General features: G+C 48.3%; 18 protein-coding genes. 14 read left to right on the top strand and 4 right to left on the bottom strand.

Translation table 11 applies throughout. From position 1 onward, the window contains the following. The first annotated feature begins 380 nt into the window (after positions 1-380). The 3 genes from OL444_RS15555 to OL444_RS15545 are packed head-to-tail and all read left to right on the top strand — an operon-like array spanning position 381 to position 3253. Positions 381-1361, top strand: a complete 981-nt coding sequence (locus tag OL444_RS15555) for an NAD-dependent epimerase/dehydratase family protein (RefSeq protein ID WP_264731888.1) — start codon at positions 381-383, stop codon at positions 1359-1361. Next, on the top strand, positions 1358-2125 hold the full coding sequence (locus OL444_RS15550) for a phosphatidylethanolamine N-methyltransferase family domain-containing protein (RefSeq protein ID WP_264731889.1): 768 nt from the start codon (positions 1358-1360) through the stop codon (positions 2123-2125). The genes OL444_RS15555 and OL444_RS15550 overlap by 4 nt, the downstream gene beginning before the upstream one ends. Positions 2126-2146: 21 nt before the next feature. Further along, on the top strand, positions 2147-3253 hold the full coding sequence (locus OL444_RS15545) for an ABC transporter permease (RefSeq protein WP_264731890.1): 1107 nt from the start codon (positions 2147-2149) through the stop codon (positions 3251-3253). Positions 3254-3297: 44 nt separating this feature from the next. On the opposite strand, the gene OL444_RS15540 is transcribed toward OL444_RS15545, so the two are convergent. Then, positions 3298-4296 (bottom strand): quinone oxidoreductase family protein, encoded by a 999-nt coding sequence (locus OL444_RS15540; RefSeq protein ID WP_264731892.1) that lies wholly within the window; start codon positions 4294-4296, stop codon positions 3298-3300. A gap of 142 nt (positions 4297-4438) precedes the next feature. Between OL444_RS15540 and OL444_RS15535 the strand changes: the two genes are divergently transcribed. The 7 genes from OL444_RS15535 to OL444_RS15505 all read left to right on the top strand — a co-directional run bounded on the left by OL444_RS15535 (position 4439) and on the right by OL444_RS15505 (position 11359). Continuing rightward, positions 4439-4777: a winged helix-turn-helix transcriptional regulator gene (locus tag OL444_RS15535; RefSeq protein WP_264731893.1), complete on the top strand. Its 339-nt coding sequence runs from the start codon at positions 4439-4441 to the stop codon at positions 4775-4777. A gap of 318 nt (positions 4778-5095) precedes the next feature. Then, positions 5096-5572 carry a DUF4920 domain-containing protein gene (locus tag OL444_RS15530; RefSeq protein WP_264731895.1) on the top strand — a complete coding sequence of 159 codons (477 nt, stop codon included), beginning with the start codon at positions 5096-5098 and terminating at the stop codon, positions 5570-5572. A 479-nt stretch (positions 5573-6051) separates the two neighbouring features. Then, positions 6052-6192: a hypothetical protein gene (locus OL444_RS15525; protein WP_264731898.1), complete on the top strand. Its 141-nt coding sequence runs from the start codon at positions 6052-6054 to the stop codon at positions 6190-6192. A gap of 362 nt (positions 6193-6554) precedes the next feature. Next, the gene (locus OL444_RS15520) at positions 6555-6695 is read left to right on the top strand and encodes a hypothetical protein (protein ID WP_264731900.1); all 141 of its coding nucleotides are present in this window, start codon (positions 6555-6557) and stop codon (positions 6693-6695) included. Between the two features lie 167 nt (positions 6696-6862). After that, a complete protein-coding gene (locus OL444_RS15515; RefSeq protein ID WP_264731902.1) occupies positions 6863-8104 on the top strand; it encodes an outer membrane protein assembly factor BamB family protein in 1242 nt (413 codons plus the stop codon). 233 nt (positions 8105-8337) lie between these two features. Next, a complete protein-coding gene (locus OL444_RS15510) occupies positions 8338-10698 on the top strand; it encodes a mechanosensitive ion channel domain-containing protein (RefSeq protein ID WP_264731904.1) in 2361 nt (786 codons plus the stop codon). Between the two features lie 142 nt (positions 10699-10840). Then, a complete protein-coding gene (locus OL444_RS15505; protein WP_264731906.1) occupies positions 10841-11359 on the top strand; it encodes a VOC family protein in 519 nt (172 codons plus the stop codon). Positions 11360-11466: 107 nt separating this feature from the next. Here OL444_RS15505 and OL444_RS15500 read toward each other — a convergent pair whose 3' ends face one another. Then, positions 11467-11727, bottom strand: coding sequence for a hypothetical protein (locus tag OL444_RS15500; protein WP_264731908.1), 261 nt, complete (start codon positions 11725-11727; stop codon positions 11467-11469). A gap of 180 nt (positions 11728-11907) precedes the next feature. After that, positions 11908-12036: a hypothetical protein gene (locus OL444_RS15495; protein ID WP_264731910.1), complete on the bottom strand. Its 129-nt coding sequence runs from the start codon at positions 12034-12036 to the stop codon at positions 11908-11910. Positions 12037-12525: 489 nt separating this feature from the next. Here OL444_RS15495 and OL444_RS15490 point away from each other — a divergent pair, with 489 nt between their 5' ends. From OL444_RS15490 to OL444_RS15480, 3 genes are all read left to right on the top strand, one after another. Next, complete coding sequence (locus tag OL444_RS15490; protein ID WP_264731912.1) at positions 12526-12870, top strand: hypothetical protein; 345 nt, start codon at positions 12526-12528, stop codon at positions 12868-12870. A 3-nt stretch (positions 12871-12873) separates the two neighbouring features. Continuing rightward, on the top strand, positions 12874-13554 hold the full coding sequence (locus OL444_RS15485) for an SMI1/KNR4 family protein (RefSeq protein ID WP_264731913.1): 681 nt from the start codon (positions 12874-12876) through the stop codon (positions 13552-13554). A gap of 245 nt (positions 13555-13799) precedes the next feature. Then, the gene (locus tag OL444_RS15480; RefSeq protein ID WP_264731915.1) at positions 13800-14609 is read left to right on the top strand and encodes an AraC family transcriptional regulator; all 810 of its coding nucleotides are present in this window, start codon (positions 13800-13802) and stop codon (positions 14607-14609) included. A 15-nt stretch (positions 14610-14624) separates the two neighbouring features. Here the strand turns inward: OL444_RS15480 and OL444_RS15475 are convergent, their stop codons facing one another. After that, positions 14625-15794, bottom strand: a complete 1170-nt coding sequence (locus OL444_RS15475; protein ID WP_264731917.1) for a cupin domain-containing protein — start codon at positions 15792-15794, stop codon at positions 14625-14627. 323 nt (positions 15795-16117) lie between these two features. Between OL444_RS15475 and OL444_RS15470 the strand changes: the two genes are divergently transcribed. Further along, positions 16118-17032 carry a bestrophin family protein gene (locus tag OL444_RS15470; RefSeq protein WP_264731918.1) on the top strand — a complete coding sequence of 305 codons (915 nt, stop codon included), beginning with the start codon at positions 16118-16120 and terminating at the stop codon, positions 17030-17032. Positions 17033-17115 lie beyond the last annotated feature (83 nt).

The following is a 17115-nucleotide window of genomic DNA, read 5'->3' as shown; positions in this document are numbered from 1 at the left end:
CCATCCTGTTCGTGATTGTACACGTACTTTTTTCCTCTTCGCGTAAATTGTTTTCCTGATTGCGTAATATTTTTCCCCTTACATGTAGTACATTTGTAGCCGTTTACACAAAGCAAAGTACTTATACTACCCGTACTTTACAGCCATTGTGCATATGGAGAACCACCAACGTTGTTTTCCATTCTCCCCCCACTTTATTCAAACACCGATAATTCTTTCGTAACCATACCGGGCCGGCTTATTTTGGCCGGCTCTTTTCGTATACCCGTATACGTTAAGTACCGCTTGCGTACTGCGCGATTCTTCTTGTCTGCTCTTGATTATTGTAATTAATGCCTTATTTTACCGGCGATTTAAAGACCCGGACAATTACTTTCCAGATGAAAATTGCTATCACCGGCGCGACTGGTTATATTGGTACTGTACTCACGCCGCTGTTATTGGCAAATGGGCACCAGCTACAGCTTTTAACACGCCGCCCTCCTGCCGTTGCTCCCTTACCGGCAGTAACCTTCGTACCCGGCGACCTGTTGGATGCCGCCGCCATCCGGCAACTTGTCAGTGGCGCGGATGCGGTGATACACCTCGCTGCCGTTATCTCTGTCAGCGACCAGCCGGATGAACAGCTATTCCATACCAATACGGAAGGTACCCGCCTGCTGGTGACTGCCGCACAGCAAGCCGGCGTAAAAAGATTCATTCACGTCAGCTCCGTTACGGCCTATAACCAGGTACCCTGCGATGAGCCACTCAATGAACAACGCGCCGCCGCTCCGGATACCCATTACGGCTACGATCGTTCCAAAGCCGTATCCCAGGCCATTGCACTGGCGCACAACGGCAATGGCATGGAAGTGATTGTACTGGCCCCCACAGCAGTGATTGGCCCGTATGACCAGCGGCCTTCCCTCATCGGGAAAGCAGTGATCAGTTTGTACAAAGGGAGAATACCTGCACTATTCCCCGGCGGTGTTGACTTTGTAGATGTAAGAGATGTGGCGCAGGCGATTGTAAATGCCCTTACCATGGGCACACCCGGCCAGGCTTACCTGCTGGGCGGCGCGTGGCATTCGCTCACTGCATTGAGTAAAGAAATCGGCATCATCAAAGGGAAAAAAAGCAACCTCCCCGTTTTACCGGTATGGCTGATATTTGGTATGCTGCCGCTGGTAAAAGGACTGGCCGCCATCACCGGCGGTGCGCCTTACTATACCCGTCAATCTGTTTACAATCTGCTCTACAGCAATAAAAAAATAGATCACTCCAACGCACGCACAGCATTGCAATTCCAGCCACGTAGCCTGTCTGTCACCCTACAGGATACGATACAATGGTTCAAACAAACAGGTAAATTATCATGATCACCTATCCTTCGTACACCGCCTACACCTTATTCATCACCTGCTGGTCGGCCATCGGTATCGGCGCCGGGTTGTACCTGCTGCGGCAGGCCGCTCCCTACGGCCGGCATACCAGCAGCAACTGGGGCCCGATGGTCAGCAATAAAATAGCCTGGCTGCTGATGGAAACAGTCGTGCTGATTTCCTTTGCCGCCTGGATTCCCTGGTCCTCCTTTCAATGGGCTTCCATCAGTGGTTTTATGATTGGGTTGTTCCTGCTGCATTACCTGCATCGCAGTTTCGTATATCCGTTTATGATACGTACCAACGGTAAAAAAATGCCATTGGTCATTATGTTATCAGCGATCCTGTTTAACACCGTCAATGGTTCCCTGCTGGGCATCTGGTTTGCGGCCTTTGCCCGGTATCCGGATAACTGGGGGACGTCTCTGCCGTTCCTCCTGGGCGTAGTTTGTTTTGGCGCCGGCATGTGGCTCAACTGGTGGGCCGATTACCGGCTTATCCGCTTGCGCGGGAAAGGCGACACCGGTTATAAAATCCCGCTGGGCGGCGGCTTCCACTATGTATCTTCTCCCAACCTGCTGGGCGAAATACTGGAATGGGGCGGCTATGCCCTACTGACCTGGAGCCTGCCCGCACTGGCCTTTTTCATCTGGACCTGCGCCAACCTGGTACCACGTGCTTTATCCAACCATCGCTGGTACCGGCAAAAGTTTCCGGAATATCCTGCTCAACGCAAAGTATTAATCCCGTTTATCTGGTAGAATTATTAGATTTGGTGCCTTATGTCGAAGAAATACAGTCAGCTTAAAGCGGCGATGGTACTGGCCAAAGCCAGCCTTATTGCTACCCTCCGCAGCCCTACTTCTGTAGTGTTTGCCCTCCTGTTCCCGATCATCTTTGTTACCGTATTTGGGGCTATGGTAGACAGTACTGCCGTGAAAGTAAAAATAGTGCTCTCCCCGCACAGCGATACCAGCAGCCCGTTATACACTGCGATAAAAAAAATCTCCATCTTTAACCTGGAAGCCGGTAAAGACTCCACAGCGATGTTGTCCGGACTAAAAAAAGGTCGTATTGCCGGTATCCTGCACATTCACCCACCGGTGTTATCTACCGGTATCCCGCGCTACGATATCACCCTGCTGAGTGCCGGCGCCGCGGCCGACAAACTGCCGCTGATAGCCGCCACCCTGGAGGAAGCCGTGAACCAGGTCAATAAACAGGTATTGCCCAACCAGCCTGCCGCCGCTCACCTGGAAATGATCAGCGTTCCGGGCAGGATATACCGTCAGATCGATTTCATTCTACCGGGTCAGCTGGGCTTTTCGCTGCTGATGGCCGGTGTATTTGGTTCTGCCTTTCTGTTGTTCAACCTGCGGCATACGCTGGTGCTGAAACGTATTTTCGTCACGCCTATCACCCGGCCGTATCTGCTGCTGGGCGAGATGATCAGCCGGTTGTTGTTTCAGGTACTTTGTTTTATGATTATCACAGCGCTGGGCTATTTTGTATTCGACTTCACCCTCGTAAACGGCATCGTCACCTTCCTGGAGATGATGCTTTTATCGGTGCTCGGGTTAATCATCTTCATGGGTATTGGTTTTATCATCAGTGGGTTGATCCGCAATGAAAGCTCCATTGCGCCCGTGGCCAATACCCTCACCGTACCACAGATATTGCTGTGTGGCCTCTTTTTTCCGGTAGAAAACTATCCCACGTGGTTACGTTCTTTCTGTGAACTGCTGCCACTTACATTCTTTGTAGACGGGTTGCGTAAGATTGCTTTTGAAGGATTGCATATCTGGCAGATACCCGGGCAGGTAGCCGGGCTGCTGATCTGGAGTATCGTGATCGCCTTCTTGTCCATCCGGCTCTTCAAATGGGAATAGGGTCCGGTGCCGCGTGTTGCCCCGCGGGCAACACGCGGCCTGGTTTATATCGTCATCACCAGTTTCTTTCCTTTTGTCTGGTTGGCTTCCATCAGCAGGTGTGCTTCCTGCACGGTTTCCACCCGTAATGGTCCGACTTCTCTTACCGCAGGCGGCATAATGGTACCGTTACGGATCAGGTCAGACAGCTCCTGCAGGGATTGGCCGTACCAGGTCAGGTTGTTGGCCAGGCCGTAGGCATAGTTGGAAATGTTCAGCACCATACAGCCCTTGTCGAACAACAGCTCCCGGGCCAGCTCCGTACCCAGAAAAGTGATATCTGCATAACCTCCGTTCACCCGCAATACCGACGCCGCTACTTCTGCTGATTTTCCGCCCACAATTTCTGCCGCCCAATCGTAGGGTTTTCCCTGATTAGCCGCCAGTACCTGCTCCTCCCAGTTTTCCTGCCGGTAATCGATGATTTGCGCGGCCGTCAATCCCAGGGTAAGCAACGCTTCGCGGCTTTCCTCACTGCCGGCAACAGACACGATATGATCTACACCGCTTGCCTTCAATAGCTTGATAAGAAAACTACCTACCCCACCGGCGCCGCCGGTGATAAAAACAGTCTGGTCCCGCTGTACCTGCATCCGTTTGAAAGTCTGTAAAGCCGTGAGTCCGGAAGACGGGATAGCTGCCGCTGTGGCGAAAGCAATGCCTGCCGGCTTGTGTGCCACTACTTTGTAAGACAATGCCATCAGCTCTGCATAGGTACCGTTGGAACCCCGGCTACCGGAAGCGGCGATCACTTCATCTCCCGGGGCAAAGCCCTGAACAGCGGCGCCCACGGCCACCACGATGCCAGCCAGTTCCCGGCCCATCACCGGCGAATGCAGGAGATGTTTTTCCCGCCGGCCCTGCCGCATCTGGTAATCTATCGGATTAAAAGTAGCTGCCTTAATACGGATCAATAATTCCTCCTCCCCTGGCACCGGATCTTTTAATTCGGCCAGGCGGAAATGGCTGACATCTCCAAAACCATCCAATACAATTGCTTTCATATGATTTGCTGTTTTGATTATTTACACGACCGGCCCTTGTCTTGCCCGTTTTTGTTTAATTTTGACAAAACTACCAGACTGTAGTGAATCATTCAATAACTCCCGGGAAAGGGAGTTACTCATAAAAAAGTGAGGTAAGGTTATGATAAAAGAAACATCTTCCAATGCATTGAACAAGGCTTTCCTATACCAGTCCTGCCGGATTAATGCTGCCCTGGAGGTTATTTCGGGCAGATGGAAAGCGTTGATACTGATACATATTGCTGAAAACACCAACCGATTCAGCCTGTTGAAAAATGTATTGCCTACTATTTCAGATCAGACACTGGGCAAACAACTGAAAGAGCTGGAAGCAGATAAACTGATTGTACGGGAAGTGATTCCGGAAGTACCGGTGCGGGTAAACTATCACCTGACAGCAAAAGGAACCGCCTTGTTACCGATCCTGACGGATCTGTGTGACTGGAATGATATGCCATAACACAACCGGCATCCGTCATGACAACAGAAACCCCAGCGGTATTTTTTATCCAGGCCATTATGATAGGCGGATTAATTGCACTGCCCTAATGCCATATAGATGATAATGAACACGACAACCGTCCCCAGACAGCCACCACCCAGCTTTTTAGCGCCATACCCTGCAATAATTGCTCTCAGGAATTTATTCATGAATGCTTATTTAGAAGTAAATGAATGCACTGCTGTCGCCCTAATTTCGTGAATCTTTGCTGGATATACAAATATATCGCCGGTACCAACAACCTATAAAAATATTCGTTAAGTTTAAAATAAAAAGATGATGAAACACAGGATACTTACTGCATTTTTAGTAATGGGCTGTATGAGTGCCTATGCACAGCTGCCACAGGGTCCGGCCAAACCCGGTACCAGTTACGGCGCTGCTACCACAACCAAAGATGCCATCGCCATTGCGCAGCTGCCCGATGCCTTAAAAACACAACCCAATCTGACCACCAAGGTGAAGGCCAAGGTACTGGATGTATGCCCTAAAAAAGGCTGCTGGATGAAACTGGCAGTTAATGACAGTACCACTGCTTTTGTGAAGATGAAAGATTATGGCTTCTTTGTACCATTGGATATGATTGGTAAAACGGTGGTAATTGACGGCGACGCCTTTATCAAAGAAACCTCTGTGAAAGAATTACAACACTATGCTGAGGATGCTAAAAAATCGCCGGAAGAGATCGCAGCGATCCAGCAACCAAAGAAAGAAATCCGCTTGACAGCGAAAGGTATATTGGTAGTAGAATAACGGTTTTGCAAGTAGTTTCCACAAGATAAAAATCCCCTTTTTCCGGGAGAAACAGCAACGTTTTTTCGATTAAATTTAGCTATTATCTCACCTTTAAATAAGCTAGATGATGAAAAAGAAAACTGTTCAGAAATTACAGCTTGCTAAAATCACTATTTCAAGTTTAACGACTGTTAATCAGGGTGAAGAAAAAAACCGCACATTGCCTCTCTCCAAATTCGTTACCTGTTCTGCCACTGAGTGGGTTTGCTAGTAGGGTGAGCGATGGTGGTTAACAATCCGGCCACTACCAGCTGTAGTAACATTTTTTAAAACGCGTAAATAAGGCTTCGATCCTGTTTACGCGTTTTTTAATGCGGCCCCATCTCACAACTGCCGCAAACCCGCACCCCTATTATAAAAATCCCGTTTTTACGGGATAGATGCTCCCCCTTTTACCGTTACATTCAATGATTATCTACACCTCAAAATCAAACACCATGAAAAAGAAAACCGCGCCAAAATTAAAACTGGCAAAAATCAGCATTGCTCAGCTGAACATCGCCTCCCAGCCTGCTGCTGGTAAACAGGCATTTCTCAGTACGATAAGAAATTGTATCGAAACCTGGCGTGTCTGCTGATAACAGCCCGGTTATCTGCACATCCGGTACGCCGGGACCAACATCCGTATTCATCGCGCATGTACTGCAAACGCAACAGCATTTACAGTGCATGCGTCTTATTTTTATATCCCCTGGCTGTCATTCATTTTTGGGATGAAAGTAACAGCTGGCTGATAACAATCCGGGCATTATCAGCGGTTGTATTTTTTAAAACTGCGCAAATAAGACACCCGTCCCATTTACATATTTCTTCCATGCAGCCACATAACAGAACTGCCGAAAACCCGCACCCATATTATAAAAACCCCGTTTTTACGGGAGAAAAAATCCGCCTCTTTATATTACATTCATGATTATCTACACCTCAAATAACAAACATCATGAAAAAGAAAACCCATCAGAAATTAAAGCTGGCAAAAATCAGCATCTCTCATTTGAACACGGCAACCCTGGATATCTCAGGTAACCGAACCCTTGCTACCAATTTCAGAACCTGCTACGAAACCTGGCGCATCTGCTGATAACTGCGCCGTTATCTACACACCTGGCACCCTGTGTCTACCGCTGTATTTATCATGCACGTACTGCAAACAACCATTGCAGTACGTGCATTGTATTTTATATCCCCTGACAGCTATTAACTCTTGGTGAAAAACGATATCTTCATCGTTCCTAATTCCGCTACCTTATGAAATGGCTGTATCTATGTATGCTGTTGCCAGCCACCTGGCAATCGCTTTCCGCCCAGCAACTGGGCCGCACTTCCAACAGAAATAACCACGCCCCTGTTACAGACGTACGCAGTACGCCTGCCGTGAAATGGCGTTTCCACACGGGGGGTAAAATCATGTCTTCTCCTGTAATACAGAAAGAGCGCCTTTTCATTGGCGGCGGCGACTCTTCCCTGTATGCCCTCCAGCGACATACCGGCGAAAAAATCTGGCGATACCAGACCGGTGGCGCCATTACCTCTTCAGTTGCCTGCGACAGCACAGCCGTTTATTTTATGAGTGAAGACGGCTATTGTTATGCCCTGGCCATTACAGATGGAAAATTATTATGGCGTTTCCGGACCGGCGGCGAACATGCTACAGACACCTGGGATTATTTTCTTTCCTCCCCAACCGTACATAACGGGGTCGTATATACGGGCAGTACCGATAAACACCTCTATGCCCTGCAGGCCCGTACCGGAAAATTATTATGGAAATATGCCACCGGCGGCGCCGTACATGCGGCCCCGGTAGTAGCCGGTAATACCGTGCTGGCCGGCAGCTTCGATGGCTATTTCTATGCCCTGAAAACAGACGGTACCCTGCTTTGGAAATTCGACACCATGGGTCAGCAATACTTTCCCGATGGGGCGGTACAATTCCATGCTACCGTGGCCGACAGCAGTGTATACTTCTGTTCCCGCGATTTCAACGTATATGCATTGCATTTACGTACCGGCAAAGGATTGTGGGTATACCATGAACCCGGCAGCTGGACCAGTGTGCCCAGCATGGCCGGCAAACAGCTGCTGGTATCCACGTCTGACACCCGGCGGGTGCTGAGCTTCAAGGCCGGCAGCGGGAAATTCCAATGGCACGCACCAGGGCAGCTGAATATCTTCGGCAGCGTAGCCACCACCACACAATACGGTTACGTAGGCGGCCTCGATGGAAAACTGCTGCAGATAGAACTGGCTACCGGCAAAACCCGGGTACTCTTCCAGACGGATGCCAGCCAACAGCAGGCGCCCCGCTTTTTTGACCCCACCACGCAGGAATTACTACCCGAATCCGAACTGATAGCCCGCTCCAACAACGATTACCTGAAAATGTACCGGGATTTTCTGGACATGGGCAGCTTCCTGGCTACTCCCTGGCTGGAATCCGGCGTGATATACATTGCCGGCACAGATGGTAACGTATATGCATTGGAGTAAATAACAACGGCGCTGCAGCTACTGCTGTTCCCTGCAGCGCCACTAAATATCGCCGGTTTCTGCTATATGTAAAAAAAGCCTTATCTTCCGCCCTCTTTTATTACTGTCCCCATAACACGTCACGTCTTTTAATACTTTTAAAACAGCTGCTGCAGGCGTTTTCGCCCTGTAATAGTTATTTGTATCCTATTCTTATGACGAATCCGGTATTATCAACAACAACTGTATCTTTTATGAAATTGGTCAGACATTGCCAACATGCATGCTACCTGGCGCTGTTATGCAGCATTTTATTACTCACCGGCCAGGCTTTTGCACAGGACACGGTAAAACCTGCAGCTCCCCCTGCGCCGCCTGTACAGATCAGCACCGACAGCTTGTTAAGACGCATGGAGGACCTCCATACTACCCTTAACCGCATCAACAATATTACCTCCCGGGGTTTCGATACCCGCGAAATATCCGGTGACCTGCCTACCATTCAGGCCAACCTGCAAACAGTACAGGAAAACCTGGAACGTTACAACAAAGTACTGAATATCAGAAACCTCCAGATGTTTCAGGTATTGCTCGCCGATATGCGGCAGCAACTGGACGACTGGCGTACCCGGTTGTTTAACTACAACAAGGAACTGATGACGATGAATGCTGAAATGACCGCTTTCACCAAAGACTCCCTCAGTAAACAAATCAAGGCAGATACCATCTTCCGGAATTTTTATCTGCCCGAATTGAAAGAGCTGAAAAGCAAATGGGCGGATGCCAAAAAATCTACTTCCCAGAACCAGGGCCGGATTACCCAGCTGCAGGCAGCCGTTTCCGGTAGTTATTTCAAAGCCATAGAACTGGAGAACAAGGTGAAGAGCCAGCTGCGGATATTTGGGTTACGTTCATTCAGTAAAGAATATAATTTTCTGTGGGAAGATAAAAAAGAGGATACCACCGCTACTGCCAGTCTGACAAAGCTCACGACCCAATCACTGGAAGGACAGGATAAAATCATGCTCTACTACCTCGTCAAACATGCCGAATACTGGCTTTGGATGCTGGTGATAGGCGCCGTATTTTTCTTCCGGATCAATAAATATTTCCGGCGTATCCGGAAAGCCGGGCAGCAGGCATTACTCACGCCACCTCATGTAAAATATGTACGGTATTTTCCGGTGTTGGCGACGATTGTGCTGGTATTGAATATTGCTCCCCTCTTCGACCTGAATCCCCCTGCTATATATGTAGAGCTATTACAGGGATTGCTGTTACTCTCGTTAACGGTGCTTTTCTGGCGCAACTGGACGCGGCGCATGTTCCTCTGCTGGATGGGTGTTTTCGTTTTATACTTCCTCTTTTCAGGCACCGCGGCTGTCATCGTGCCGGATCATGCTACTAGGGTATGGATGGTCACCCTGAATGTACTCGCGATTGTTTTCGGTCTTTTCTTCTACTACCGCTTTTATAAATTATTATCTGTAGGTAAATTAGTGCGCAGAGTGGTGATGGTATTTATCATCCTGAATATACTGGCAGCCATCTTTAATGGCTATGGCCGGATGAGTTTATCCAAGGTATATGGTATGGCCGCCATTGCAGGCTTATTGCAAATCATCAGCCTGACGGCTTTTATGCAGATCATTACAGAAGCCCTTTACCTGCAGATGCAATCCAGCCGGATTGCCGGCGGTTTCAGCTCGCGGCTGAACTTTGAAAAAATACAGGCCGGATTAAACAAGGTGCTTTCGATTCTGGTGGTGATCATCTGGCTCATGGTATTTACGTCCAATCTGAATATTTACAATGAACTCTATAACCTCATCAGCGGATTGATTGTTACCCGCCGCAATATCGGCAGTACTTCCTTTACCATCGGTAATATTCTGCTCTTCTTTATCATCCTGGTGATCTCCAATTTTTTTCAGAAATACATCGGTTATTTTTTTGGAGAAACGGATGAGGAACAGGTAGGCGAAGTAAAAGCCAAAAGTTCCCGGCTGGTATTACTGCGGCTCATATTGCTGGTAATTGGTTTCCTGCTGGCCATTGCAGCATCCGGCTTACCACTGGACAAGATTACTGTGGTATTGGGAGCGTTGGGTGTAGGTATTGGTTTGGGCTTACAGAATATTGTCAACAACCTGGTATCGGGTATCATCCTCATCTTTGAACGCCCGCTGAAAATCGGCGACTATGTAGAAGTAGCGAGCCAGAAAGGGCGGGTAAAAGACATTGGTATACGGTCCAGTAAAATGGTGACCACCGAAGGGGCGGAAGTTATTATTCCCAATGGCGATCTGTTGTCGGCGAAGCTGGTTAACTGGACGCTCAGCAGCAACCATATCCGAACGGAACTGCTGTTTACCATTACTCCTTCCCAACAGCTATCTGCAGCTACTACGATCATCCTGGAAGAAGTACAGGCGTCCGACCTCATTATTCAGCGCCCGGTACCCGAAGTGCTGGTAAAGAGTCTCAATGACACTGCTGCCGCCTTAAAACTGCAGGTATGGATCAATAATGTACATGAGGAAGAAGCCTTTAAAAGTCAATTGCTGCAGCGGGTGTATCACCGGCTGAAAGCAAACGGTATTAACTTGTCCTGACTACCCTTTTATCAACTATTCCCCCCGGCTGCCAGCTACGGTAGCCGGGGATTTTTTTTGCCACCTGTTTCCGTACAATAAAAACCCCGATTTGTTCAGGATGCCGGCCGGGCTGCCAGTATAACTTTGTGCAAAAAACAATATGGCTAAAAAGCAGGTACAAAGAAGAACATTTTTAAAACAGGGTATGGCAGCCGTAGCAGCTACCAGCCTGGCTCCGCTGGCGGGTATGGCCGCTACCGCACAGCCACCCGCATCAACCACCGTAAAGGAACTGCGCCTTGTACTTACCGTAGATAACCTGGAAGAAGTGATCCGGTTTTACCGGGATGTGGCGGGTATGACCACTTCCAAAGAATGGCATGCCGATACCGGGAATGGTATTATTCTCGATGCCGGCCGGGCCACGTTGGAGCTGATCGATAAAAACCATGCTGCGTTCATCGATCAGCAGGAAGTAGGAAAACGGGTAGCCGGCCCCGTTAGGCTGGCCCTGAATGTAGGCGACCACGTAAAATCGGCGACGGATGCACTGATCCTGCACGGGGCTGTATCCATTGCACCACCGGTAAAAGCGCCCTGGAGTGAGGTATCGCGGATACAGGCGCCGGATGGCATGCAACTGACTTTATTTGCCACCTCTACTTTATTTGATCAATAACCCGGCGGCAACCGGATTATTGTTGTTGCTACTTTCGGCAGGCATGCGGACTTAATCCGGTTGTTTTCTTAAAGAGCCGGTGCAGGTGACTTCCAGCTGCACCAGACTCAGTTCATACTACAGGATATGCGCCGGGATGATTTCTCCGGTGGGCTTCCGGCGGTATCTGCATTTGTACCGGTAATATTTCTGTAGATGATATTCAGGAGAATACTGATAAAATGCTGCAGGTTTTCCCGACTGTGCGTGCCGGCCTGCTGATATTCCTGAATGGTATTGTCCGGAATAGCTTTCAGCAGCTGCACATCTTTTTCATCGCGCCATAGTACCCGGCATTGTTTGTTATGATGGAAGATGATATACGCCATTTTCCGCAACCATATCTGCAGTGCGGCTTGCGCTGCTTCCGACCTGCAATGCTCAAACAGTATCGGTCAAAACCGTACGAAACAAAAAGTAGTGGGCGTAGCTATTTCAAAAGAACGACAATCCAGTGGTGTGTAAACAAAAACGTCTCCTCTCTCATAGGGATACCGGTGCTGATTAACCTACCGGATACCACTGCCCTCCAACACGTGCGCTATCTCAAAAAAATAATACACATAGGGCAAACCGGCCCGGTTATCAATGGTGAGCTGATGTACTTCAAATGGTTTATATAAATGCCTGTCGGACATAGTGATACTGTTTTTAAACCGGCCGTAAAAGGAATACATGCTATCTTGTAAACAGCGTCACAGATCTGCGCAGCCATCCTCCCGTAAAAGGGCTATTTATAATTGATAATGTGTCTTTGTTAATTTTATTTTTATATTTGCAGACCTTATTTTCAAAGCAGCTAAAAACAAATCATACAAGCCCGGAGAAAGTATATGGAAGCCTACAGGCTGGTAATTAATACATCCTTAAAATTTTCAATCAGATAAACATCTTATATTCAGTATGTACCCCCGAAATTTAGCGCCATTCACCGGGAACGGTAATGCTACCAGGCAGCCACGTAATCATTTATTCCTTCCTGTTTCCTGATTGGTCATCATGTAAACAATTCCTGATACGTATCCTTATTTGCAGGAAGAAATACATTAACTTTAATCACGGATGAAGCGAGTAGTTCCTCATATATAAGTTGAATTTTTATGATTCCCCACATAAAAGGTTTTACGATGGGAAGATATTCCGGCGTATATCCGTTAAAAATGCTGACAAGAGAACGGAAACCTTGTATTTCCAGGAATGTGGTACCTGTATATGATGAAGCTCTACAGCGGCTATCCCGGGCAACTGCCTCTCTCCCGCAGGTATACGTGCATACAATATCGATACAAACAATACTTAAAAACGGTCCGATACGTTTAACTTATCTCTCCGCAACAACAGCAAAGGAATGGAAACCAGACTACAGCGAAGATGAAATGCACCGTTATTCAGTTATACAACCAAAAATTAACCCACAAGTAAGCTACCTGTTACAGGCAGTTGAAATGCCTGCGTTAGCTTTAGCAGATTAGATCATGATACAACAACATGTCAACAGTATCCTGGAAAAAATGTCCAGACTGGGAATTTCTCCGGCCCCTGTCATCAGTCCGGAGGCATTGCAGGCAATCGCCGCTTCTCTTTCCATCACACTACCTCCCACTTATGTCGCATTTCTTACGCAGATTCAGAACGGAGGCGCCTCCGATGAACTACATAAAAACGGCCCGTACTATGGGATTTATTCAATTGAAAAATCACTGGCCGAAAACGAAGAATGGGAAGTCAATGTAGCCAATCACAGCCCACTGATCAGCGACATTCATTTCAGCGACTGCTATCAGGCAGAAGCAGATTGGGATACCCACGTATGGCGATATGAAAATGACAGTGCCTACAAAGAAAGAGTAGAAACCGTGCTCGATCGGTTTCAGCATACCGGTATGCTCGATGGTACATTGCCTGTATGTGAATACGGCGACGGCGATTATTTCCGGATCATGATCACCGGTAATAATCCGGGACAAATATGGGTAGATAGTGGGGTTATCAGTGACACCGGTTACTATTGCCTGAATGTAGACATCCTCACCTTTTTTGAACGCTGGCTGGACCGACAGCTGCTGGCGAAGCAAGATCCTTCGCAGCAACTGGTACGCGCCTGGTACCCGTTCCTCGAATTTGGTAGCAATGAACGTTACCAGCTGCTCGATTAATACCTGAAAACTTTTATCAGCAGCCATCTTTAGTTTGCCGTGCAGTTTATTTCCCTGCAGGATGACCATTTTTTGCCTGTGTTGACCTCCGCTGCCGGTGCGCAGCGGCAACTTAAAATGACCTTAAAAACAGCGCCACCACCTTAAAATACGCTTACAAACGCAGCACGCCACCAGCGGAATGATTAATTTTATAAAGAGGCAAACAACCTGTCGGCCTTTTCATCCATTTTAATCGTTCACAGATGTCAGCACTACGTCTATCAGGAGAATACTATGGCACTACCCGGAAAACCATTCATATATCCGGTATCCGTTTATCCCATCAGCAATATTCACCTTTATCTTCTTCTCCGGTACACGCCCATCAGCGCGAACACCTGTGTTATACACTCGCAGGCACTTTCCGGGAAGTCACCTCCCGGAACAATCAGCTGATTGCTGCCGGGGAATTGCTCATCTATCCCAAACAACGGGAACATCAAACAATTATGCAGCAACAATACCGCTCCTGCCTGTTCATTGAATTCAATGACGACTGGCTGGAGCGGCTACGCGACCATCATATCAGATTTGATCATTTCACAGTCATCCGGCAAGCGGATGTGAGCCAACTGTTTTCACGGATATACCAGGAGTTCAGCCATCCCGGTGAAGCGGCGCCGTTGCTGCTGGAAGGGCTATTAATCGAAAGCGCCGTCACCTTGTCCAGACAACCCGCTGCTGATAAAAAGCTGCTCCCTTCCCAGATCCGGAAAATCCGGGACCTGTTGCAATCCGATATTGCGCAAAAATGGACCCTTTCAGATCTGGCTACCCGCCTGGATTTCCATCCGGTATACCTCAACCGGCTTTTCAAACAGCATACCGGTCAAACTATTCATCAATACCTCGAAGATATCCGCATCGCGCAGGTATGTCATCTCCTAAAACATAGCAGCAACACGATCAGCGACATTGCCTACGCCTGCGGTTTCACGGACCCCAGCCACCTGCACAAGGTATTCCTGAAGAAAAAAGGTATCCGGCCCCTGGCCTATAAAAGCCAGGCATAATCATCTCCTTTCGTATCAGAAGATACCATGTGGGGCATTGATTAACACTTTTGCCTCCGCTGCTGTAATGCCAAAATGCTCGGCTACCAGCAGCGGCGGATTGGCCTTCAACCAGGTACTGAGCGAGATCTCTTCATAGAAGGGACTGTTGAACAGCACCACCAGTTTCAGCGTTTCCTTGCCGGTATTCTCAATATAATGCCCGAATCCCTGTTTAATAAAAGCAACCTTTCCCTGGCTATAGCTCATCGTTTTTACCCGGCCGTGCGAGCCAAAAATGCCTACGTTGCCCTCACCGCTGATCACATACTGCCATTCATCTGCATTCGGGTGCCAGTGCAACTCCCGCATCGCACCCGGCTTAATATCCATCCGCAAGGCGGTCAATGTACTTTGGATAGGAAACTCTTTCGAAGATACCAGCCGGGTGAAGCCGCCTGTATAGGTTTGCAGGATACCATCTGTTTCCATCCGGAATTTATGGCTGCTGTAACTTTCCGCAATATGCGGATCGATATTGGCTGGCATGGGGTCCGTGATGATTTTTCCGGTGCCGATATAGAGTTCCCTGGCAGGCAGTTTAGATAACAGATTTCCTGTGGCCAGGTCACGCGCCAGCAGTCCGGGTGGCAGATGCCCCATCCAGTCGGTCAGGCTGAAAGTACCGAATTCTGAAAAGTGACCACTGTCAAACCCCAGTATAAATTTGCAGGATTTATCGCCCAGACATTCCAGGCAATGCCCATGTCCTTTGGGGAAATACCAGATGTCGCCTACCTCAAATATATCTGTGGAAGTAGTACCGTCAGGGGAAATAACGGTGGTACGTACACGCCCTTCCAGGACATACGCCCATTCTGCCGCAATGGAATGCCAGTGCAGTTCGCGGAAGGCGCCGGGTTTCAGCATCATCAGTACTCCCGCAATACTTTGCGATACGGGAAACTCTTCCACGGTAGCTTCTTTGGCGGTACCACCAGCGCCTTCCCATCCCTGAGAACCATGTTCGATATCATAAATAAAATCTTCCAATGGTTCGGGGGCGGCGGTAGCAGCGCTACCCTTACCTGTAGCAGCGGCTTTTGCCTGATCCGTTGCCATCAGATTGATACCTGTTGCAGCAGCCAGCAATCCCATGGCACTCACAGAGGATGCTGCCATAAATCCGCGTCTTGAAACGTCCATAAAAAATAACTTTAAAGGTTCCTAACAATGCAACAAAGTTATCTGCCCCCCGGTTGACGGGATAGGTAAAACGAAACCGCTATGGTATAATCTGAACTTTATTTTTTCATCTTTCTTATCGCATTCCCATCTGATCCTGCCCGTCATTCCCCCTCCTCCATAACCAACAAAGGCATCTATCCGAAAACTTTTCCGGGAAACCAATGGTATTCCTACCTTTGGCAGGTATTTGTATCTTATTCAATGTCTATCAGTGATGATAACCCGTATAACGGTAACGGCTATACTACAATAACGGTATCATCCTGTCAAACAGTCCGGCTATGATTATCAAAACAAAAAAACACTGGTTTCAGTTATTGTTCGTGTGGAATGGATCTGTCTTACCCAAGCTGCTACCACGTTTATTATTATTGTTCGGTTATGCCGTATTGATTACCTACAGTAAAGACACGTTGGTGCGTTACCACATGGAGCTGAGTCCAGTCCCCTTTACGTTGTTCGGTATTGCGCTGGCGCTTTTCCTGGGCTTTCGCAACAATGCCAGTTACGACCGCTTCTGGGAAGGCAGAAAACTATGGGGCGCGTTGCTCAATGATACCCGCTCGCTCGCCCGGCAGGCCTTAACCCTGGGCAACACGGCCAAAGCACCTGGTACTTTTATCCAATACCTGATTGCCTTTACCTATGCCCTGAAACATCAGCTCAGACATACCGATGCCACTGCTGATATGGAAAGATTATTGCCACCGGCTACCGCCGCCTTATTACCGGGTGCGAAATACAAACCAATTGTGCTGATGCGGGAGATGGGTAAATGGGTACAAGCTGCCAAAGCAGCCGGGGATATAGATTCCATACAGCAGGCTGCTTTTGATCAGAACTTCAATAAGCTGTCTGATATTGTAGGAGGTTGCGAAAGAATTGCCGGTACACCGATCCCCTATAGTTACAATGTATTGTTGCATCGCACGGTGTACATTTATTGTTTTCTGCTGCCATTGGGGTTTGTAGATAGTCTGGGCTGGCTGATGCCGGTAGTGGTCACCTTCATCGCGTATACCTACGTAGCCCTGGAAGCAATCGCCGATGAACTGGAAGAACCTTTTGGCACCGCCCCCAATGACCTTGCCCTGGATACCATGAGTGAGATGATTGAACATACCTTACTGGAATTAAATGACCAGCCATTGCCGGCAAAACAAACGGTCATCGGTGACCGCTATTATCTTACCTGATTATTGGTGTTGCCACGTATACACACGATGGCAGCGAACAGATAAGTTGCCGCATCCCTTCACACAACAATCCTCATTAGGAA

This window comes from Chitinophaga nivalis (assembly GCF_025989125.1).
GTDB classification, from domain to species: domain Bacteria; phylum Bacteroidota; class Bacteroidia; order Chitinophagales; family Chitinophagaceae; genus Chitinophaga; species Chitinophaga nivalis.
The sequence above is the reverse complement of the archived record's forward strand: the minus strand, read 5'-3'. Positions and strand labels throughout refer to the sequence as shown.